The sequence below is a fragment of the Streptomyces sp. NPDC058335 genome, from assembly GCF_042723915.1.
Lineage (GTDB): Bacteria > Actinomycetota > Actinomycetes > Streptomycetales > Streptomycetaceae > Streptomyces.
This window is the reverse complement of the sequence record NZ_JBHXHX010000006.1, coordinates 235,504-255,587: the sequence shown is the minus strand read 5'-3', so window position 1 is coordinate 255,587 and position 20,084 is coordinate 235,504. Positions and strand designations below refer to the sequence as shown.

The window sequence follows — 20,084 nt, the reverse complement described above, 5'->3', positions numbered from 1 at the left end:
TCACGGCTTCCGCCCGCGGGAATGCGATGGGCTCGGGTCGGCGGGGAACCATCGCGGGACGCCGAGCGTAGGAGAATGATGGGAGGCAGTTCACGCCGAGCGGGGGAGGTGTCCGTGTCGTATCCGTCGCCATGGCAGCCGTGGCAGGGCCAGGGCAGTCCACCGATGCTGGCCGCCCACGCGGACCGGGAGCGCACCGTCGACGTCCTCAGAGCGGGTTTCGCCGAGGGCCGTCTCCAGCAGTCGGAGTTCGAGCGCCGGGTGGCGCGGGCGTACGAGGCCCGTACGGTCGGGGAGCTGTCCCTGATCGTCGCCGACCTGCCGCAGGGCCCCGTCGCCGTGCAGCCCTCCCTCCCGCAGTCGCACGGCTATCCGATGCAGGTTCCGCGGACCTTCCTGGCCGCCCCGCCGCCGACGAACGGCAAGGCGGTCGGCTCCATGGTCTGCGGTGTCCTGACCACGATGACGATGGGCCTCACCGGCATCCCCGCGGTGATCCTCGGGCACTCGGCCAGAGCCGAGATCCGCCGCTCCGGAGAGGGCGGCGAAGGCTTCGCCATGGCCGGCCTCGTGCTGGGCTGGCTGTCGGTGGCGGGCTGGGCGGTCTTCGTGGCCGTCCTGTTCCTGGCGGCGGTCGCGTAGCGGGGAGGAGCGGGCCCGGCCGGGCCCGTCCCGCTACGGAATGCCCAGCTCGAACATGACGTAGTGCGCATACCACCCCGAGGCCACCGCCGCCGTGGTGAAGAACACCGCCAGGCTCGGCCACTTCAGCCGGCCCATCGCCGCCGCGGGGGCCAGGAGCAGCGGGAAGCAGGGCAGCAGATAGCGCGGGGTGTTGCCGAACATCTGCTGGGTGCCGAGCACGGTCACGATGCTCGCCAGGGTGTACGCGACCAGCACCAGCGGCGGCTTCCTCCGCAGCATCAGCGCGATCAGGAACGGCAGCGCCAGCACCACCTGGACGGCGATGAGGTCGGGGACGGAGAAGGCGAACAGGTAGTTGTGGTGGCCGACGGCCGTGTTGCCCAGCACGTCGAGGCTGTAGGCGCCGAAGTCGAAGTAGTGCGCCCAGCCCTCTCGCTGGAGCGTGAAGTAGGCCGTCAGATCGCCCATGCTGAGGCCGACCCAGGCGACATAGGTGAGCAGGCCGAGCGGCGCGGCGACCATGGCGTACACCGGTCCCGCCACCCCGTGTTCCCGTCTGCTGTCGCGCCGGGCCAGTGTGACCAGCGCGGCGAGCCCGACCGCGCCGATCAGTGCCGCGGACGTGGGCCGGTTCAGTCCGGCCACGAAGGCGAGGAGTCCGGCCGCCAGCCAGCGGCCCTTCATCACGCTGTAGCAGCACCAGGCGGCGATGGCCACGAACAGGGACTCCGAGTACACCGCCCACTCGACGCCGGCCCCGGGCACGACCGCCCACAGACCGGCGGCGATCGTGCCGGCCCGCACGCCCGCGAGGGTGGCGACGACGGCGTAGATCCCGGCGGCGGCGACGAAGGACGCGAGCACCGAGACGAGGATCCCGGACCCGAACAGGCCGAGCCCGGTGATCTCGGACACCCCCCGGATCAGCCCGGGGTACAGCGGGAAGAAGGCGACGGAGTTCTGTTTGACGGTGAACAGCCCGCCCGGGTCGAGCCGTTCCAGGGGCCGCGGGTCGTACCCCTTTTCGGCGACCTGGAGGTACCACCAGCCGTCCCAGGTGGCGAGCACGTCCCACCAGTGGGCGCCGCCGCCGAAGCGGGGCTGCTTCTCCCGGTAGTCGCCGGCGGCCTCCAGCAGGAGCGCGAAGACGGTCAGCCCGACCAGCTTGGTGACGCCGTACAGGAGCAGCGGGGCACGGTACGGTCGTAGACCATCCGGCAGTGTGAGTCGGCGCGGCATCCGTGGCCGCTCCCGCTGTCCGTCCGGCTCGCCGGGCTCGTCGGGCATCGCGGAGTCCGTCGCCGCGTCGCTGCGGGCCGTGCTCATGACTGGGGTCCCCCCTCGGACGACCGGCCCGAGCCAGGCGCGCGACCGCTGTCCGGATGATCGTGAAGTGTGGTCATAAGATCGCAACAGCGTCGCACATGTGCGTCACAGCTTGGGGGAGGACGGGTGCCTGAAGCGCCGGACACCACGGCGGCGACGACCGTCCTGTCGGTCGTCGTACCCATGTACAACGAGGAAGAGGTCCTTCCCGCGCTGGTGAGCAGGCTGCGCCCGGTCCTCGCCGAGCTGGGCGTCGCCTACGAGGTCGTCGCCGTCGACGACGGAAGCACCGACCGTACCGCCGAGCTGCTCGCCGCGTTCCGCCTCGGCTGGCCCGAGCTGCGCGTGATCGGCCTGCGGCGGAACTCCGGCCACCAGGCCGCCCTGACCGCGGGCCTGGACCGGGCGCACGGCGCGTATGTGGTGAGCCTGGACGCCGACCTCCAGGATCCGCCCGAGAAGATCCCCGAGATGCTGGAGCTGGCCCGCGCCGAGGGCCTCGACATCGTCTACGGCATCCGGGCCGACCGGGCCAGCGACACCGGCTTCAAGCGGTGGACCGCGGGCCTGTACTACCTGCTCGTCCGCCGCCTGGCCGGCCCCTCCGTGCCCGCCCAGGCCGGAGACTTCCGGCTGCTCAGCCGCGCCGCCGTCGACGCGCTCAAGGCCCTGCCGGACCAGCAGCGCGTCTACCGCCTTCTGGTGCCCTGGCTCGGCTTCCCCAGCGGCCGGGTCGGCTACGAGCGCGCCCCGCGCCCGGCCGGCCGCAGCAAGTACCCGCTGGGCCGGATGATCCGCCTCGCGGTGGACAGCGTCACCGGCTTCTCGGCGGCCCCGCTGCGCATCGCCACCTGGCTCGGGGGCTTCGCCTTCCTGGTCTGTCTGACCCTGATGGTCTACACGCTGAGCGCCCATGCCCTGGAGCACACCGTCCCCGGCTGGACGTCCCTGTTCACCGGCGTGCTGTTCATCGGCGCGGTCCAGCTGATCTGCGTGGGCCTGCTCGGCGAGTACGTGGGCCGCATCTATACGGCCGTACAGAACCGTCCGACGTACTTCATCGGCCATGACACGGCGAACGGAGGACCCGGGGACCGCGTGCCCACGCCCGGTGCCGGACATGACGCGGCTCACGCCGGGGCCGCGATTCCGCCGCCCTCGGAGGCCGGAACCCCGCTACCACAAGGGTCCTCGGGGGTGCGGACGTAACCTCGGTGTGTCGGCGGCGCTGCCTCTGTTTTGACCGGAGTCATTGCGCTGGGTACGCTCAGACCTTGTGCCTGGGGTGTGCCCTGGCCCTCGTGCGTGCCTTCAACCGCGCAGGGGCCTGAAAAGCGGCCACCGCAATCTGCGTCTCTTTCCGTCTCGCGGCGGAAGTCCGCGGGATTCGACACACCCGACCGCGTGGGTCGGCGACGTTCCAGGTTAGCTTCACATTCGGCACACAGAAACCGGAGAAGTAGTGCCTACGATCCAGCAGCTGGTCCGGAAGGGCCGGCAGGACAAGGTCGAGAAGAACAAGACGCCCGCACTCGAGGGTTCTCCTCAGCGTCGCGGCGTCTGCACGCGTGTGTTCACGACCACCCCGAAGAAGCCGAACTCGGCCCTGCGTAAGGTCGCGCGTGTGCGTCTGACCAGCGGGATCGAGGTCACTGCTTACATTCCGGGTGAGGGACACAACCTGCAGGAGCACTCCATCGTGCTCGTGCGTGGTGGCCGTGTGAAGGACCTGCCGGGTGTTCGCTACAAGATCATTCGCGGCTCCCTCGACACCCAGGGTGTCAAGAACCGCAAGCAGGCCCGCAGCCGCTACGGCGCCAAGAAGGAGAAGTAAGACATGCCTCGTAAGGGCCCTGCCCCGAAGCGCCCGGTCATCATCGACCCGGTCTACGGTTCTCCTCTTGTCACGTCGCTCATCAACAAGGTCCTGCTGAACGGCAAGCGCTCCACCGCCGAGCGCATCGTCTACGGCGCCATGGAAGGCCTCCGCGAGAAGACCGGCAACGACCCGGTCATCACGCTGAAGCGCGCTCTCGAGAACATCAAGCCGACCATCGAGGTCAAGTCCCGCCGTGTCGGTGGCGCGACCTACCAGGTCCCGGTCGAGGTCAAGCCCGGCCGCGCGAGCACTCTGGCGCTCCGCTGGCTCGTCGGCTACTCCCGCGCCCGTCGTGAGAAGACCATGACCGAGCGTCTGCTCAACGAGCTGCTCGACGCCTCCAACGGCCTCGGCGCGGCTGTGAAGAAGCGCGAGGACACCCACAAGATGGCCGAGTCCAACAAGGCCTTCGCGCACTACCGCTGGTAGTCGCTACCCACATCGAGACCGAGAGAAGACGAAAGCCTTATGGCTACCACTTCACTTGACCTGGCCAAGGTCCGCAACATCGGGATCATGGCCCACATCGACGCGGGCAAGACGACCACCACCGAGCGGATCCTCTTCTACACCGGCGTCAGCTACAAGATCGGTGAGGTCCACGACGGCGCTGCCACCATGGACTGGATGGAGCAGGAGCAGGAGCGTGGCATCACGATCACCTCTGCTGCCACCACCTGTCACTGGCCGCTCGAGGACAACGACTACACGATCAACATCATCGACACCCCCGGGCACGTCGACTTCACCGTTGAGGTAGAGCGCTCGCTGCGCGTCCTCGACGGTGCCGTCACCGTGTTCGACGGCGTCGCGGGTGTGGAGCCGCAGTCCGAGACGGTGTGGCGTCAGGCCGACCGTTACGGCGTGCCGCGTATCTGCTTCGTCAACAAGCTCGACCGGACCGGCGCGGAGTTCCACCGCTGCGTGGACATGATCAAGGACCGGCTTGGCGCCGTGCCGATCATCATGCAGCTCCCCATCGGTGCCGAGATGGACTTCAAGGGCGTTGTGGACCTGGTCCGCATGAAGGCGCTCGTGTGGTCCGCCGAGGCGGCGAAGGGCGAGATGTACGACGTCGTCGACATCCCCGCCACGCACGCCGAGGCCGCCGAGGAGTACCGCGGCCGCCTGGTCGAGACCGTCGCGGAGAACGACGACGAGATCATGGAGCTGTTCCTGGAGGGCCAGGAGCCCACCGAGGAGCAGCTGTACGCCGCGATCCGTCGCATCACCATCGCGTCCGGCAAGTCCGACGGCGTCACGGTCACCCCGGTGTTCTGCGGTACCGCGTTCAAGAACAAGGGCGTCCAGCCCCTGCTCGACGCGGTCGTGCGCTACCTGCCGACCCCGCTCGACGTCGAGGCCATCGAGGGCCACGACGTGAAGGACCCCGAGCTGGTCGTCAAGCGCAAGCCGTCCGTGGACGAGCCGCTGTCCGCACTGGCGTTCAAGATCATGAGCGACCCGCACCTGGGCAAGCTCACCTTCGTCCGGGTGTACTCGGGCCGCCTGGAGACCGGCACCGCCGTGCTGAACTCCGTCAAGGGCAAGAAGGAGCGCATCGGCAAGATCTACCGTATGCACGCGAACAAGCGTGAGGAGATCGATGCGGTGGGCGCCGGCGACATCGTCGCCGTGATGGGTCTGAAGCAGACCACGACCGGTGAGACGCTCTGCGATGACAAGAACCCGGTGATCCTGGAGTCCATGGACTTCCCGGCGCCGGTCATCCAGGTCGCCATCGAGCCCAAGTCCAAGGGTGACCAGGAGAAGCTGGGTGTCGCCATCCAGCGTCTCGCGGAGGAGGACCCCTCCTTCCACGTTCACTCGGACGAGGAGACGGGCCAGACCATCCTCGGCGGTATGGGCGAGCTGCACCTCGAGGTGCTGGTCGACCGTATGAAGCGTGAGTTCAAGGTCGAGGCCAACGTCGGCAAGCCGCAGGTCGCGTACCGCGAGACCATCCGCAAGACGGTCGACCGGCTCGACTACACGCACAAGAAGCAGACCGGTGGCACCGGCCAGTTCGCCAAGGTGCAGATCGCGATCGAGCCGATCGAGGGCGGCGACGCCTCGTACGAGTTCGTGAACAAGGTGACCGGTGGCCGTATCCCGAAGGAGTACATCCCTTCGGTGGACGCCGGTGCGCAGGAGGCCATGCAGTTCGGCATCCTCGCCGGTTACGAGATGACCGGCGTGCGCGTCACCCTGCTCGACGGTGGCTACCACGAGGTGGACTCCTCCGAGCTCGCCTTCAAGATCGCCGGTTCGCAGGCCTTCAAGGAGGCCGCCCGCAAGGCCGGCCCCGTGCTGCTCGAGCCGATGATGGCCGTCGAGGTCACCACGCCCGAGGACTACATGGGCGAGGTCATCGGCGACATCAACTCCCGCCGTGGCCAGATCCAGGCCATGGAGGAGCGTGCCGGCGCTCGCGTCGTGAAGGGCCTCGTGCCCCTTTCGGAGATGTTCGGCTACGTCGGAGACCTCCGCAGCAAGACCTCGGGTCGCGCAAGCTACTCGATGCAGTTCGACTCCTACGCCGAGGTTCCGCGGAACGTCGCCGAGGAGATCATCGCGAAGGCCAAGGGCGAGTAACGCACTCCGTTTTCACGCCGTAGGCTTGACTCCGGAGCCTCTGGGGGCAAACGGCCGCATTTCCGGCCGTTCGCCCCTGGACCCGGGCATTCCAGCAAAGATCACCTGGCGCCGATGAAGTAGGCGTACCAGAACCACTCCCAGGAGGACCCCAGTGGCGAAGGCGAAGTTCGAGCGGACTAAGCCGCACGTCAACATCGGCACCATCGGTCACATCGACCACGGTAAGACGACCCTCACGGCCGCCATTACCAAGGTGCTGCACGACAAGTACCCGGACCTGAACGAGGCTTCGGCCTTCGACCAGATCGACAAGGCTCCCGAAGAGCGCCAGCGCGGTATCACCATCTCCATCGCGCACGTCGAGTACCAGACGGAGACGCGTCACTACGCGCACGTCGACTGCCCGGGTCACGCGGACTACATCAAGAACATGATCACCGGTGCGGCCCAGATGGACGGCGCCATCCTCGTGGTCGCCGCCACCGACGGCCCGATGCCGCAGACCAAGGAGCACGTGCTCCTGGCCCGCCAGGTCGGCGTTCCGTACATCGTCGTCGCCCTGAACAAGGCCGACATGGTGGACGACGAGGAGATCCTGGAGCTCGTCGAGCTCGAGGTTCGTGAGCTCCTCTCCGAGTACGAGTTCCCGGGCGACGACCTTCCGGTCGTCAAGGTGTCCGCACTCAAGGCCCTCGAGGGCGACCCGGAGTGGGCCCAGAGCGTCCTCGACCTGATGCAGGCCGTCGACGAGTCGATCCCGCAGCCGGAGCGCGACGTCGACAAGGCGTTCCTCATGCCGATCGAGGACGTCTTCACGATCACCGGTCGCGGTACGGTCGTCACCGGCCGTATCGAGCGTGGTGTCCTGAAGGTCAACGAGACCGTCGACATCATCGGCATCAAGACCGAGAAGACCACCACCACGGTCACCGGTATCGAGATGTTCCGCAAGCTGCTCGACGAGGGCCAGGCCGGTGAGAACGTCGGTCTGCTGCTCCGCGGCATCAAGCGCGAGGACGTCGAGCGCGGCCAGGTCATCATCAAGCCGGGTTCGGTCACCCCGCACACCGAGTTCGAGGCGCAGGCGTACATCCTGTCCAAGGACGAGGGCGGCCGTCACACGCCGTTCTTCAACAACTACCGCCCGCAGTTCTACTTCCGTACGACGGACGTGACCGGCGTCGTGACCCTCCCCGAGGGCACCGAGATGGTCATGCCGGGCGACAACACCGAAATGACGGTGGCGCTGATCCAGCCCATCGCCATGGAGGAGGGCCTGAAGTTCGCCATCCGTGAGGGTGGCCGGACCGTGGGCGCCGGCCAGGTCATCAAGATCACCAAGTGATCTCGACCTGGTAGCTCCGACTGCGAGCACCTGAGAGGGCCCGTACGACTTCGGTCGTACGGGCCCTTTCGCGTGCCCGGAGCGGTGGCGGAGCGCTGCTGGATGTGCGACAGATGAATCATGGACAAACGTTCTGGTGCGTGACCTGTGAGGTGCTTGTCACGGCCGTAGCGTGACTCGTCGGACCCCCCCGACGAGGATGACTGGCTTGTCTCTCATACGCGGCGCGCAGCCGCTTCCCCCGCTCGCCGTGCAGATCCCGCTCGCCGACACCTCGCGCGGCCGCGAACGGCGGCCCCGCCTCTACGCCCTGGACGGCATCCGCCTGCTGGCCGCGCTGCTGGTCGCGCTCCACCACTTCGCGGGCACCAACCGGGTGGACCAGCCCGGCAACCTGATCTGGGACCGCCCGGTCTCCGACATCATGCCGACGGTGTTCCATGTGGCGACGTACGGCTGGATCGGCGTGGAGATCTTCTTCGTCATCAGCGGCTTCGTGATCTGCATGTCCTGCTGGGGCCGTACGCCCCGTCAGTTCTTCGTCTCCCGGGTGATCCGGCTGTATCCGGCGTACTGGTTCGCGGTGTTGTTCACGACGGGCGTGCTGGCGGCGGTGCCAGGGGTGTGGGAGCGGCTCCGGGCGCGGGACGTCCTCCTCAACCTGACGATGCTTCAGTCCGGCTCGGGCGTGCGCAACGTGGACGGCGTGTACTGGACGCTCTGGTCGGAGCTGCGCTTCTACCTGCTGTTCCTGCTGGTCGTCGCGACCGGCCTGACATACCGCAAGGTCGTCCTCTTCTGCTGCGTGTGGGGCGCGGCCGCGATGCTCGCGCCGGTGTCCCGCCTGCCCCTGCTGGACCTGGTGGCCAACCCCGAGGGCGCCTGGTACTTCATCGCCGGCCTCGCCCTCTACCTCATGCACCGCTTCGGCCAGGACCTGCTCCTCTGGGGCATCCTCGCCATGGCCTGGCTGATGGGCCAGCGCGAGCTGGGCATGCGGGTCGACGAGGTCGAACACGTGTCGAGCTGGCGGGGCGCGGTACTCATCTTCACCGCGTTCCTGCTGCTGATGGTCGCGGTGGCCCTGGGCTACACCGACCGGATCCAGTGGCGCTGGCTGGTGACGGCGGGAAGCCTGACGTATCCCCTCTACCTCATGCACTACGCGGCCGGTACGGCGATCATCAGCCGCCTGCGCGACGACATGGACGCCCGCCTGCTGGTGGCGGCGGTCATCACCGGGTTCCTGGCACTGAGCTGGGCCGTGCACCGGTTCGTGGAACGGCCGTTGGCGGGGGCGGTGAAGCGGGGACTGGAGACGGCGTTCTCCCGGGCTCGGGCCGGGGGATAGGGCCCGTGGACGGACCTCCCGCCCTCCTCCGCGTCAGGCCGAGACCATCACGACGAGCGCCACCGGAAGCACCGTGACCACCAGCGCCGCGCCGGCTGCCACCACGCGCAGCGTCCGCAGGGAGCGGCGGTGGGGCAGGGCCCAGGCCAGGGTGAACAGGGCCAGGGCCGTATGGACCCCGCCTCCGTACTGACCCATGCCGGCGTGGGACCGGAGCACGCCGTACTCGAGCGCGAGCAGCGGCAGGCCGGGCACGGAGGCGATGAGCGGGGCCTTCCACCAGGTCCGGTCAGGGGTGTGCGGACGGGACGCTCCGGTCGGGTTCGTCATGGGTTCCATCCCATCGATGCCGGACGCCGAGGCCATCGGGATGCGTACTCATGTCCCTCGTGCCGCTGTACTCACGTTGCTAACCTGACCGCCGTACGCCAACTGAACACACGGGGGTTGACAGTCATGGCGCAGTCGGCAGGAGTGCCGGACATAACCGGCGGCGGGGAACAGAGCGCCGTAGGCACGCGGTTGAACCAGGTCCCGCTCGATCCCGGGGGTTCCTCCTCCGGCGGAGGTCAACTTCCGGGCGGGCGGAAGGACTTGGCGTCGTCGCCCGCGGAGAAGCAGGCCGCGGCGAAGGCCATCGAGGACCACATCGAACCGGACACGAAGAAGGCCGGCGACTGGGCGGACACCGAAACGAACGCGGCCGTCAGGGCGTTCGCGCCGAAGGACGGCGACGGGTGGGTCACGTCGGGTGCGCTGAAGAAGGCCCACGAGACGTGGGACGGGCAGGTGAGGAACCTGATGAGCCGTCTCGCGTCGGAGAAGTCGGCGTTGCGGAGCACCGACACCGTGCTCCAGAACACGGACCTCGGAGTCGGGACGGGTGTTCGCCGGATCTCACCGATCGAGGGGTACTGACATGCCGACGTACCACGAGGTGATGACCACCGACCTGTCCACGCTCACGACGGCCGCCGACCGCTGGGACGGCATGGCCGCGGAGTTCCTCAAGCAGGAGAAGGCCTACCGGCGGGATGTGCACCGCATCTCGATGGGCGATACCTGGGTGGGCCTGAGCGCGTACGCCGCCAGCAAGCGTTTCGCCACCACGCTCAAGGAGTTCCAGAACGCCCAGGTCGAGGCCAAGGCGATCGCCTCCCTCCTGCGGGACGCGCACGCGCAGTTCGTCGATCTGCGCGGCAAGCTGCGGTCGGCCCGTCAGGACGCCGTCGACGCCGGGATGAAGGTGTCGGACCAGGGCGTGGTCACCTTCGACACGGAGCGGCTGAGCCGGGGCGAGTACACCGCCTACGTCCACGACCCCGACTACCAGGAAAGCTGCCGCAAGGCCGCCGCCTCCTGGCAGCAGCGGATCGACCAGCTCGTGAAGGACGTGGCAGAGGCCGACAGGGGCGTCGAGACCGCCCTCGCCGCGGTCGTGATCGACTCCGACGTGAACGACGGCACTCTCAACGGCTTCAACGGCAAGGCCTACGGCGACATCGAGCGGTACGAGGCCGAGAAGGCGGCGGCCGAGGCGGGACTGAGGATCAACGGCTGGGTTTCGTCCCGCGAGTTCACGGTGACCGGACCCGGAGTCGGCTTCACCGCCACCGGGCCCAAGTACGGCAAGGAGGGCACGGTCAAGGCGTACGCCGACCTGTTCCACCTGACCGCGAAGGGCACGCTGACCAACGGGCCGTGGAAGCTCTCCGGGATCACCGACGTCTACGGCGGAGCCAGAGCCACCGCCAACTACGGCTTCACCGACAAGGGTTTCGTCGCCAAGGCGGAGGCGTCCGCGGGCATCCGTGCCCTGGCCGAGGGACGCGCCGAGTACGGGCCGTACGGGGGCGTCTACGGGCGTGCCGAGGGATTCGCCGGCGGGGAGGCGGGGGTCAGCCTCAAGGCGACCAAGGAGGAGGCCACTGTCGGCGCGAAGGCGTTCGCCGGGGCGAAGGGCGGTGTGGCCGGCGGCGTGGAGGTCTTCGGGATCGGTGTCGGCGGATCGGCCGAGGGATGGAAAGGCCCCGGCGCGGAGGCCTGGGCGGGCTGGAAGAAGGACGAGGACACCGGGGTATGGACGATCGGCGCGGACGCGGGCGTCTCTCCCGGCCTCGGCGGCAGTCTGGGCCTCGAGATCACCGTCGACCCGGACAAGGTTTCCCAGAGCGTCGGCGCCGCTGCCGGTGCGGTGGGCGACGGGATCGACGCGGTCACGGACACCGCCGGCTCGGTCAGGAACACCGTCGGCGGCTGGTTCTGATGTACTCCCGTATGGAAGGAGGGCCCCAGATGCCCGCGACACTGCCGGTGCCGATCCGGTTCCGCCTGCCGGACGGCTGGCTCCCGGTCCGTCCCGAGCCGGGAGACGGGTGGGAAGCCGCCCCGGGGGTGGCCTTCGCCGCCGTGCACCCGCGACCGGACGCCGGGTTCAGCGCCAACATCACCATCGACGGCGAGATTCCGCCGGACGCGTCGACGCTGGCCGATCTCGCCGACGAGTCCGTGGACCACCTGCGTGAGATCGCCACGTCGGTGTCGGTGGCCGCGCGCCACGAGGTCGGCTCCGCCGAGGCGCCCGCCCTGACACAGCGGCTGACCTTCTCGGCCGTCACCGGCGGCGCCCGCCGAGACCTCGCCCAGTCCCAGGTGTACCTGTCCCTGACGGACGTGGACGATCCGCACAAGCGGGCGGTCGTCCGGCTGGCCCTGACGGCGACGGAGGCCCAGCACGACGCCGTCCTCGCGGACTTCCAGGAGTTCCTGCGCACGGTGCGGCCGGACACCGGAACGGCGGCTTAGCGATGGGCTTCTGGAGCAGATACCGGGACCGGCGAACCGGCACCAGGTACCCGGACAGCGGGATCGCTCCGCTGTCCGCCGGGGAGGTCCGTGACGCGCTGCTCGCGGTCAACGCGGCCGGTGTGCCGTTCCTGGTGCGAGCCGCGCTTCCCGAGGAGAAGGCCGATGTCGTGGCGGAGTGGCAGGTTCCTGAGCTGCGCCTGCGGCTCAAGACGCGGATGCGGCTCGTGCCCGAGAGCCATGAGGTGCGCACCCTCGACGAGCGGTGGGACCGTTCGCCCGAGAGCGGCGGCAAGCGGTACGGGCGGGGACCGGGGACCAAGGTCGCCCGGCGGTGGGCCTACGAGCGGGGGCCCGACGGGCGCAGGCGCAGGGTCGAGACGTTTCGCTTCGACTCGCGGGACATGCGGGACCCCCTGGTGGAGGCGGTCCTCGACGCGGGGTGGACCTGGCGCGGGGTGCTGTCCAAGTGGTGACCCCGGGGACGGGGCGGCGAGGGCCTCCCGCGGTCCGGAGGACGGCCAGGGCGTAGGCGCCCCGGGCGTCCAGGCGCCGTGGGCCGAACCGGTGGACCCGGCTCACGCCCCGGTGGTCCAGGAGCGTGCCGGTGTCCCGCAGGCCGGCGGACGCCGCGGGCCAGGGCGGCAGGCCGCCACGCCGGGCGACGTCATCGGCAGCCTGCCAGACGCCAGCCCGTTCACCTGGTCCCGTGAACCCCGCTGCGGGTCTCCGATCCGCTGTCACTGGGCCTGCCGCCCGACGTCCAGAGGGGATCGACGAGCACGGGACCTCCTTGTACGGGCCGTGATGCGAAGACCCGAGCCGGCGGGCGGTCGGCACCCGGATTCTCGTGAGTCCGCTCGATCACCGGTAGCGGATCACGTGCAGCCGGTGGACGCCCGTCGCGTCGAGAGCCGCCGGGGCGCCGGTCGCGCCGTCCACCAGGATGACGCCGTCCGCGGTCCTGAGGGCGTTCACCAGCCACCCCACCGCTTCCCGCGACCGGCCGTCCGTACGACGCACCCAGACCAGCGCCCGCGCGTCGGCGGGCAGGGCGGACAGGGCTTCCAGGGCGCCCGGCCAGTCCTCGTGCGTGGAAGCGGACAGGACGGGGCCCAGCGCCGAGAGCGTCGGCTCGAACCAGGAGGCACGGCCGGGCCGAGGCGGGGCGGGAAGGTCCGGCGAGCCGGGGTTCCCGCCCGCGTCCCAACGAGCCAGCCAGGCCCAGGGATCCGAGTTGGGCAGGCCGAACGGCGCGGCCTCGTCCTTGGGGACGACGACCGTCGCGTCGAGCAGGGCGTCCTGCCACTGACCGTCGGTCAGGAAGCGTTCGGTGTTGCAGGAGAAGACCCAGCCGCGCCGGATCTCGTCCTGAGCCGTCGGCGCCGCGAGGCCGACCTGCCCGTGGTAGGCGTCATCGAGCCAGAGGCGGGCCTTGTCGACCGCGGAGGTGAAGTCCGCCGCGGGCCGTTCCCACGGCAGCCGGCGGGGTGCCTGGGCGGCGGGCAGGGCCCTGAGCAGGAGCAGTTCGCGCACCGAGGAGGTGTCGAGCCGGGCGAGTGACGACGCCACCCCGTCCAGCAGGGCGACCTGCCCCTTGTTGTTGTGCGCGTAGAGCAGGTTGCCGGTCGCCTCCTGGCCGCCGATCTCCCGGCGTACCCAGACCACGCCCCGGGTGTCCGGACCGGGCTCGGCGACGGCCTTCACCACGTCGTCCCAGCTGTCGACGGGGATACGCGTGAACTCGGGAAAGTAGCGGCGCGCGAGCCGCGCCACCCAGCCCGGCGCCTCGTCGGACGGACGCCACGGCAGGGGAGCCGACGGGGCGCCGCCGATCATGCTGTGCAGGGTGACCGTGCAGCCGCGGGAGTTGATCCGGCGGGACTGGCCCTCGACCCGGAACGCCGCCTCCTCGGGAGAGGAGGCCGGGGCCAGGTCTGCGAGAGGATCGCTCGGCGCGGGGTGGAACGGGGTGCCGCCGTCCTTCGGCACCACCACGGAGGCCGCCAGCATCGGCGTCTGCGGATAGCCGGGCTGCGGCACGGTCCGGCAGGACATCAGCCAGGCGGTGGCGGTCTCGTGCACAGGGTGGGGGGCGGCGAGCTGGACGAGACCGCCGTAGGTGGCGGCGAGCCAGCCAGCGGCGCGGTCGTGCGGGACAGTCACTCCCTATCCCTTCTTGGGGGGCCAGTTGCCCGCGGCGCGCATCTCCATGTACGTCGCCACCGGAGGGAACGTCGGGGCGAAGTGGGCAGGCGTTCCGTCGTGGGGGACGACCACGACGGATGAGAAGGGGGCCTGCGTGGAGTCGCCGGTCTCGATGTGCTCCTTGAAATCGAAGCGCACGGTCCAGCCGTAAGGGAATTCGACTGCGGTTTCCGGGAGCATGACGATGGAGTCCGGCCGGTCCGGATATCCGGCGGTCCTCAGGAAGTGGGCTCCCGCCAGGACGGCTTCTTCTTTGGTCACCATTTATTTGACTCCGTCGCGATAAGGGATGTGCCCGATGGAGGAGACGTTTTTCTCCAGCATTCCGAGCTGCCCGCTCTGCCCGTCGAGGAACACGACACCGTGTTTGGTGTTCACAGCGTTGAAGACGTGTGCCGTGCCGTCCGGGCGGCTGATGTACACGGCGCTGCGGGAACCCTCGCCGCGGGCCTGGAGGTCCTTGACGATGTCATCGTAGCTGTTGACCATGTCGTAGTGACCCTTGGCCCGGTTCGGCAGACCGAGCTGCTCGGGCGGGATGTGGTCGCCCGCCTGCTTGGGTGCGGCGCTGACCTCCGCGCCGTCCATCCTGCGGTCCACCGCGACGACATTGTGACTGCAGTTGTCCGTGTAACCCGGCATACCGGTGTTGTTGACGTCCTTCAACCAGGGGTATTCGCTGTCCAGGAAATCCTTGGCCGCCTTCGGATCCACGGAATCATAGTGAATGGCTTTCTCGCCGACCTGATCCGTGGATTTCGCCAGTCCACTCCAGTCCTTCGGTGCGGAGCCGACCGCCTCGTCCCCGTATTTCAGCCCCTTGGACGCCAGGTTCGACGCACCGGCCTCCGCGCCTTCCTTGAGGCCGGTGCGCAGTGCCGTGCGTCCCAACCCGGCGCCCTTGGTGCCGATGAGTTCGGGGAGGAGGCGGCCCACGAATTCGGAGGGGTCTTTCTTGAAGCCGTCGACGACGGCCTGGACGACGCGTTCGGGGTGGGCGGCCGTGGAGACGAGGCCGGAGAGCGTCATGCTGACGTTCTGGAGGTATGCGGCCGGGTGCGTGAGGTTGTAGGGGTCGAGGGGGTTCAGGCCGCGGACGAAGTTGAGCAGGCCGGCGGTTCCCTTCAGGGCGCCGCCGACGACATGGGTCAGCTCGGTGTTGAGGGCCTGGTAGCCGTCGATCATGTTGCCGCCGAGCCGGTCGAGCGGCGGGGGTTCGGCGGGAGCGTGGGCGAGGGCGGCCTTGACCTGGGTCTGTGCGTCGGTGGCGGCGGAGTTGCGCTGCTTCCGGGCCTGGGCCAGTTTCTCCCGTGCCGCCCGGATGTCGTCGATGCCCGGATCGTGGAACGGTCCGGGCTGTGGTCCGGGGTCCTGGTCCGCCCTGATCTTGGCGTTGTAGGCGTCGACCTTCTTGTTGTAGGCCTCCACGGCCTGCACGGAGGCCTTCTTGCCCTGTTTGTAGAGTTCGACGGCCTCCCTGGCCTGCCCCTGCGCCCACTTGACCGTCTCGGCGTACGAGTCCAGCGCCCCCGCGGCCGTCTCGCAGGCGTCGGCCGCGTGCAGCCACTTGGCGGGGTGCACGCCGAACTTCTCGCGGAAGGCGCTGCCGCCCTCGCCCTTCCAGCCGGAGGAGTCGACCTTCTTCATCCCCGTGCCGACCTTGTCGAAGGCGGCCTGGAAGTCCTTGAGGTGCTTGGCGCTCTCCCGGATCCTGGCGGGGTTGCCGTGGACGAGTTCGCCGGCCTCCTCGGTCTCGCCCAGCTGCTGCTCGCCGGGCATGGCACCGAGGTCGGCGGCCAGTTCGTCGCCGAAGTCCTCCACCGCGTCGGCCGCGTCGTGCAGACCGACGTGGTCGAGCCCGTCACCGGCCTTGTCGGTGACGTAGTCGATGCCCTCGCCGAGCTTCTTCTTGCCCTCGTCGAAGAGGTCCTCGCCGACCTCCAGACCGGAGTTGAGGCCGTCCTTGATGTCACCGACGATGCCCATCAGCGATCAGCCCCGGCCTGCCGCTGCGCGGCCTCGGCGCGGGCCTCGGGCGAGGGCCCGAAGGTGTCGTCGAGCATCTTGTCGTACTCGGCGTCGGAGACCCCGAACTGCTCGTGCAGGTTCTGGGGGTTGAGGCCGACCGGGCCGACGGTGTGCGAGGTCATCACGTCGCGGCCCGCGTCCTTCCAGCCCTGCCCGCTGTTCGCCAGCGCCTCCTCGAAGGACTCCTTGCTGTAGTCGACGTCACCGCCGTACACGCCGGAGGTGGCGATGTCGCCCCAGCCCATCTGCGTGACCTCGTCCTCGGAGGCGTACGGATTGCCGATGGCCGCGTTGGTGACGACCTTGAAGGTGCCCTCGACGTACTCCTCGGTCTCGTGCAGGGTGCCCGCGGCCAGGCCGGTCTTGACGGCGAACGCGTTGCCCTCGTTGATCAGAGAGCGCACCCCCCACTCCCAGCGCTCACAGAACGAGCCGAACGTCCCGGTCAGCCCCTCGTGCCCGAGATCCAGCCCGTTCAGGGCGATGTCGCCGAAGCCGCGCCCGGCACCGGCCATGCCGACCATGCCCAGTTCCTTCAGCTCGCCCAGTGCCTCGGTCAGGCCCTTGGCGACCAGATTCAGGCCCTGTGCCTTCAGGTCGGGACCGCCGCCGCCCTGCGCCGGCACCCAGCCGCCGTCCGAGGGCACCCCGCCACCGCTCACGGGCACGCCGTCACTGCTCACGGGCACCTCCACCGCCGCTCACCGGCACCTCGCCGCCGGTCACAGTCCGTTCCCCCGCTCACGGTCCACGGCCACCGCGTCCGGTACGACGCCCAGCACCGGCGGAAACACCACGCCGTCCGGGCCGTCCGCGCAGTCCAGCGCGACCCCGCAGGGCACGCCCGCGGCGGGCACCGCCACATCCAGCAGACGGGCCCCGAGAATCGTCTGGTAGATCCACTCGCGGTGGTATTCGCCCCGTGCACGGGCGTAGCGGGCCAGTGCCTGTCCGTCGGAGAACGCCAGGATGAACCGCACGCCGTTCCAGTCGGCCGTGAGCAGGCCCCGCTCGCCGTCCGGGCCGGGGCCGTCACCGAGTGGCACCAGCACCGGCGTCACGCGGAACTCCTCCAGCAACTCGCCGAACCGCTGCCGACGGGCCTCGACCTCGGGGTCCTCCGACGCCGAAGCGGGTGCCGGCTCCGGCGCCGGCCGTGTGTCCGGCCCCGCGGGGGGCGGCACCCGCCCGTCGCCCGGATCGCCCGGATCGCCCGGGGGGACCGTCATCTCCGCGTACTCGGCGAGCCGTGACCTGGGAACGATCTTCCCCGGCGGCTCGCTCCCTGTGCCCCCGTGTTCAGACATGCCGACGATTATGGCGGCCGCTCGTGAGGAGGTGGAGTCTGGGCCGGGAACGCACAACGCCCCTACGCCTCCTCCACACAGGGGTCACAGGCGCCGTCGCGCCTCGCGTTTGACCTGCGTCACGTCCGGGGTATTGTCTCCGGCTCGATTGGCGGAGGGGCTGCCCCATATGGCAGACTGTCCGAGTTGCTCGGTCGAGTGTTGATGCTGCGCGCCTCCCGCCGGGAGGACTGGAAGCGAGTCCCACAGTACTCGTCGCCCTAACTGCCTCACGGCAGCGCTGGGGCGGACGTACGGGAATCTTCCGGGAAGCGTGGGCGCGACACCGATCAGGCACCCGGTGGGCCTTCCGCCCTCGGTCTGCGGTTCCGGTAGGGCCGTGCGCATTCCCCGCAGGGATGTTCGAACGTGGGACATCCGTGTCAGTGGGAGAGCGACACGCCCGACCGCGTGGGTCGGAGAACGGTAAGGGGCCGACCAGGTCCAGAGCGTTAGAAGAGACAGGACTACTGAGTAGCCATGGCGGGACAGAAGATCCGCATCCGGCTCAAGGCCTACGACCACGAGGTCATCGACAGCTCGGCGAAGAAGATCGTCGAGACGGTGACGCGTACTGGTGCGTCGGTCGCGGGCCCGGTGCCGCTGCCCACTGAGAAGAACGTGTACTGCGTCATCAAGTCGCCGCACAAGTACAAGGACTCGCGCGAGCACTTCGAGATGCGCACGCACAAGCGCCTGATCGACATCCTCGACCCGACGCCCAAGACCGTTGACTCTCTGATGCGACTCGACCTCCCGGCCGGTGTCGACATCGAGATCAAGCTCTGAGGCCGGTGATCTGAAGATGACGAAGCAGATCAAGGGCATCCTGGGCGAGAAGCTCGGCATGACGCAGGTGTGGGACGAGAACAACCGTGTTGTTCCCGTCACCGTCGTCAAGGCCGGACCCAACGTCGTCACCCAGGTCCGTACGAACGACGCCGACGGCTACGAGTCCGTCCAGATCGCCTTCGGCGAGATCGACCCGCGCAAGGTGAACAAGCCCCTCAAGGGCCACTTCGCCAAGGCCGACGTCACTCCCCGCCGCCACCTCGTCGAGATCCGTACCGCTGACGCCAGCGAGTACACCCTCGGCCAGGAGATCACCGCTGAGGTGTTCGAGGCCGGCATCAAGGTCGACGTGACCGGCAAGAGCAAGGGCAAGGGCTTCGCCGGTGTCATGAAGCGTCACAACTTCAAGGGCCTCGGCGCCGGACACGGCACCCAGCGCAAGCACCGCTCCCCCGGTTCCATCGGTGGCTGCGCCACCCCGGGCCGCGTGTTCAAGGGCCTCCGCATGGCGGGTCGCATGGGCAACGAGCGCGTCACCACCCAGAACCTGACCGTCCACGCCGTTGACGCGGAGAAGGGTCTGCTGCTCATCAAGGGCGCGGTTCCCGGTCCGAACGGCGGCCTCGTCCTGGTCCGCACCGCGGCCAAGGGGGCCTGAGGTAACCGATGAGCACTGTTGACATCCTTTCGCCTGCAGGCGAGAAGACCGGTAGCGTCGAGCTCCCCGCGGAGATCTTCGGCGTGGAGAAGATCAGCATCCCGCTGATCCACCAGGTCGTCGTCGCGCAGAACGCCGCTGCCCGTCAGGGCACGCACAAGACCAAGCGCCGCGGTGAAGTCCGTGGTGGCGGTAAGAAGCCGTACCGCCAGAAGGGCACCGGCCGCGCCCGCCAGGGCTCGACCCGCGCGCCGCAGTTCGCCGGCGGTGGCGTCGTCCACGGCCCGCAGCCGCGTGACTACTCGCAGCGGACCCCGAAGAAGATGAAGGCTGCCGCTCTGCGCCACGCCCTCACCGACCGGGCCCGCCACAACCGGATCCACGTCGTCACCGGCGTGATCGAGGGTGAGACTCCGTCCACGAAGTCCGCTCGGACGCTGTTCGGCAAGATCTCGGAGCGTAAGAACGTGCTCCTGGTCATCGACCGCTCCGACGAGGCCGCGTGGCTGTCCGCCCGCAACCTGCCCCAGGTGCACATCCTGGAGCCGGGCCAGCTGAACACGTACGACGTGATCGTCTCGGACGACGTGGTCTTCACCCAGGCCGCTCTCGAGTCCTTCGTCGCCGGCCCGAAGGCCAACGACACCGAAGGGAGTGACGCCTGATGGCTACGCGTCACCCGAGCATCGCCCCCAAGGCTGCGAAGGCCGCCAAGGCCGCGCGTCTCGCGAAGGCCCGCCGCCACGCCGCCGAGGGCAAGAACACCGTCGTCACCGCGCCCAGCAAGGCGTACACGGATCACCGTGACGTGCTGCTGAAGCCGGTCGTGTCGGAGAAGAGCTACGCGCTTCTCGACGAGAACAAGTACACGTTCATCGTCGACCCGAACGCCAACAAGACCCAGATCAAGCAGGCCGTCCAGGCGGTCTTCTCGGTCAAGGTCACCGGGGTCAACACGATCAACCGCCAGGGCAAGCGCAAGCGCACCAAGACCGGTTTCGGTCAGCGCGCTGCGACCAAGCGCGCGATCGTGACCCTCGCTGAGGGCGACCGTATCGACATCTTCGGCGGTCCGACCGCGTAAGCGGGTCGGATCGTCCGAT

At 69.0% G+C, this 20,084-nt stretch carries 22 protein-coding genes; 15 read left to right on the top strand and 7 right to left on the bottom strand.

Annotation, left to right across the window (positions count from 1 at the left end):
- Window positions 1–165 precede the first annotated feature (165 nt).
- Entirely contained in the window at window positions 166–642 is a 477-nt protein-coding gene (locus tag ACFWJX_RS13745; protein ID WP_383241885.1) for a DUF1707 and DUF4190 domain-containing protein, read from the top strand.
- Between the two features lie 33 nt (window positions 643–675).
- Here the strand turns inward: ACFWJX_RS13745 and ACFWJX_RS13740 are convergent, their stop codons facing one another.
- Window positions 676–1,971, bottom strand: a complete 1,296-nt coding sequence (locus tag ACFWJX_RS13740) for a hypothetical protein (protein WP_383241367.1) — start codon at window positions 1,969–1,971, stop codon at window positions 676–678.
- A gap of 126 nt (window positions 1,972–2,097) precedes the next feature.
- Between ACFWJX_RS13740 and ACFWJX_RS13735 the strand changes: the two genes are divergently transcribed.
- The 6 genes from ACFWJX_RS13735 to ACFWJX_RS13710 all read left to right on the top strand — a co-directional run bounded on the left by ACFWJX_RS13735 (window position 2,098) and on the right by ACFWJX_RS13710 (window position 9,144).
- On the top strand, window positions 2,098–3,180 hold the full coding sequence (locus tag ACFWJX_RS13735; RefSeq protein ID WP_383241365.1) for a glycosyltransferase family 2 protein: 1,083 nt from the start codon (window positions 2,098–2,100) through the stop codon (window positions 3,178–3,180).
- A gap of 253 nt (window positions 3,181–3,433) precedes the next feature.
- On the top strand, window positions 3,434–3,805 hold the full coding sequence (rpsL, locus tag ACFWJX_RS13730) for a 30S ribosomal protein S12 (RefSeq protein ID WP_003948652.1): 372 nt from the start codon (window positions 3,434–3,436) through the stop codon (window positions 3,803–3,805).
- A 3-nt stretch (window positions 3,806–3,808) separates the two neighbouring features.
- The gene (gene rpsG / locus ACFWJX_RS13725; RefSeq protein ID WP_030788318.1) at window positions 3,809–4,279 is read left to right on the top strand and encodes a 30S ribosomal protein S7; all 471 of its coding nucleotides are present in this window, start codon (window positions 3,809–3,811) and stop codon (window positions 4,277–4,279) included.
- A 39-nt stretch (window positions 4,280–4,318) separates the two neighbouring features.
- On the top strand, window positions 4,319–6,445 hold the full coding sequence (gene fusA / locus ACFWJX_RS13720) for an elongation factor G (protein WP_383241362.1): 2,127 nt from the start codon (window positions 4,319–4,321) through the stop codon (window positions 6,443–6,445).
- A 154-nt stretch (window positions 6,446–6,599) separates the two neighbouring features.
- Window positions 6,600–7,793, top strand: a complete 1,194-nt coding sequence (gene tuf, locus ACFWJX_RS13715; protein WP_086767450.1) for an elongation factor Tu — start codon at window positions 6,600–6,602, stop codon at window positions 7,791–7,793.
- Between the two features lie 199 nt (window positions 7,794–7,992).
- Window positions 7,993–9,144, top strand: a complete 1,152-nt coding sequence (locus ACFWJX_RS13710; RefSeq protein WP_383241360.1) for an acyltransferase family protein — start codon at window positions 7,993–7,995, stop codon at window positions 9,142–9,144.
- Window positions 9,145–9,177: 33 nt separating this feature from the next.
- Here the strand turns inward: ACFWJX_RS13710 and ACFWJX_RS13705 are convergent, their stop codons facing one another.
- Window positions 9,178–9,474: a hypothetical protein gene (locus tag ACFWJX_RS13705; RefSeq protein ID WP_383241357.1), complete on the bottom strand. Its 297-nt coding sequence runs from the start codon at window positions 9,472–9,474 to the stop codon at window positions 9,178–9,180.
- Window positions 9,475–9,738: 264 nt separating this feature from the next.
- Between ACFWJX_RS13705 and ACFWJX_RS13700 the strand changes: the two genes are divergently transcribed.
- From ACFWJX_RS13700 to ACFWJX_RS13685, 4 genes are read left to right on the top strand one after another with little or no spacing between them, the layout of a single operon-like run.
- On the top strand, window positions 9,739–10,062 hold the full coding sequence (locus tag ACFWJX_RS13700) for a hypothetical protein (protein WP_383241354.1): 324 nt from the start codon (window positions 9,739–9,741) through the stop codon (window positions 10,060–10,062).
- A 1-nt stretch (window position 10,063) separates the two neighbouring features.
- Window positions 10,064–11,410, top strand: a complete 1,347-nt coding sequence (locus tag ACFWJX_RS13695) for a hypothetical protein (RefSeq protein ID WP_383241351.1) — start codon at window positions 10,064–10,066, stop codon at window positions 11,408–11,410.
- A 29-nt stretch (window positions 11,411–11,439) separates the two neighbouring features.
- The gene (locus ACFWJX_RS13690) at window positions 11,440–11,949 is read left to right on the top strand and encodes a hypothetical protein (protein ID WP_383241349.1); all 510 of its coding nucleotides are present in this window, start codon (window positions 11,440–11,442) and stop codon (window positions 11,947–11,949) included.
- A 2-nt stretch (window positions 11,950–11,951) separates the two neighbouring features.
- Window positions 11,952–12,425, top strand: a complete 474-nt coding sequence (locus ACFWJX_RS13685; protein ID WP_383241347.1) for a hypothetical protein — start codon at window positions 11,952–11,954, stop codon at window positions 12,423–12,425.
- Window positions 12,426–12,813: 388 nt separating this feature from the next.
- On the opposite strand, the gene ACFWJX_RS13680 is transcribed toward ACFWJX_RS13685, so the two are convergent.
- From ACFWJX_RS13680 to ACFWJX_RS13660, 5 genes are read right to left on the bottom strand one after another with little or no spacing between them, the layout of a single operon-like run.
- On the bottom strand, window positions 12,814–14,115 hold the full coding sequence (locus ACFWJX_RS13680) for a YrhB domain-containing protein (RefSeq protein WP_383241344.1): 1,302 nt from the start codon (window positions 14,113–14,115) through the stop codon (window positions 12,814–12,816).
- A gap of 3 nt (window positions 14,116–14,118) precedes the next feature.
- Entirely contained in the window at window positions 14,119–14,421 is a 303-nt protein-coding gene (locus ACFWJX_RS13675; RefSeq protein WP_383241342.1) for a YrhB domain-containing protein, read from the bottom strand.
- On the bottom strand, window positions 14,422–16,143 hold the full coding sequence (locus ACFWJX_RS13670; RefSeq protein WP_383241339.1) for a putative T7SS-secreted protein: 1,722 nt from the start codon (window positions 16,141–16,143) through the stop codon (window positions 14,422–14,424). It lies immediately after the preceding gene.
- Window positions 16,143–16,868 (bottom strand): hypothetical protein, encoded by a 726-nt coding sequence (locus tag ACFWJX_RS13665; RefSeq protein ID WP_383241336.1) that lies wholly within the window; start codon window positions 16,866–16,868, stop codon window positions 16,143–16,145. Before ACFWJX_RS13665 ends, ACFWJX_RS13670 begins: the two co-directional genes overlap by 1 nt.
- A gap of 39 nt (window positions 16,869–16,907) precedes the next feature.
- Window positions 16,908–17,492 (bottom strand): hypothetical protein, encoded by a 585-nt coding sequence (locus tag ACFWJX_RS13660; protein ID WP_383241333.1) that lies wholly within the window; start codon window positions 17,490–17,492, stop codon window positions 16,908–16,910.
- Window positions 17,493–18,011: 519 nt separating this feature from the next.
- Between ACFWJX_RS13660 and rpsJ the strand changes: the two genes are divergently transcribed.
- Genes rpsJ through rplW form a run of 4 tightly spaced genes read left to right on the top strand, consistent with a single transcriptional unit; the run spans window position 18,012 to window position 20,065 of the window.
- Window positions 18,012–18,320 (top strand): 30S ribosomal protein S10, encoded by a 309-nt coding sequence (rpsJ, locus tag ACFWJX_RS13655; RefSeq protein ID WP_003948644.1) that lies wholly within the window; start codon window positions 18,012–18,014, stop codon window positions 18,318–18,320.
- Between the two features lie 16 nt (window positions 18,321–18,336).
- Window positions 18,337–18,981: a 50S ribosomal protein L3 gene (rplC, locus tag ACFWJX_RS13650; protein ID WP_073491919.1), complete on the top strand. Its 645-nt coding sequence runs from the start codon at window positions 18,337–18,339 to the stop codon at window positions 18,979–18,981.
- Window positions 18,982–18,989: 8 nt separating this feature from the next.
- Window positions 18,990–19,646, top strand: a complete 657-nt coding sequence (rplD, locus tag ACFWJX_RS13645) for a 50S ribosomal protein L4 (protein WP_073491920.1) — start codon at window positions 18,990–18,992, stop codon at window positions 19,644–19,646.
- The gene (gene rplW / locus ACFWJX_RS13640; RefSeq protein WP_073491921.1) at window positions 19,646–20,065 is read left to right on the top strand and encodes a 50S ribosomal protein L23; all 420 of its coding nucleotides are present in this window, start codon (window positions 19,646–19,648) and stop codon (window positions 20,063–20,065) included. The genes rplD and rplW overlap by 1 nt, the downstream gene beginning before the upstream one ends.
- The last annotated feature ends 19 nt before the right edge of the window (window positions 20,066–20,084 follow it).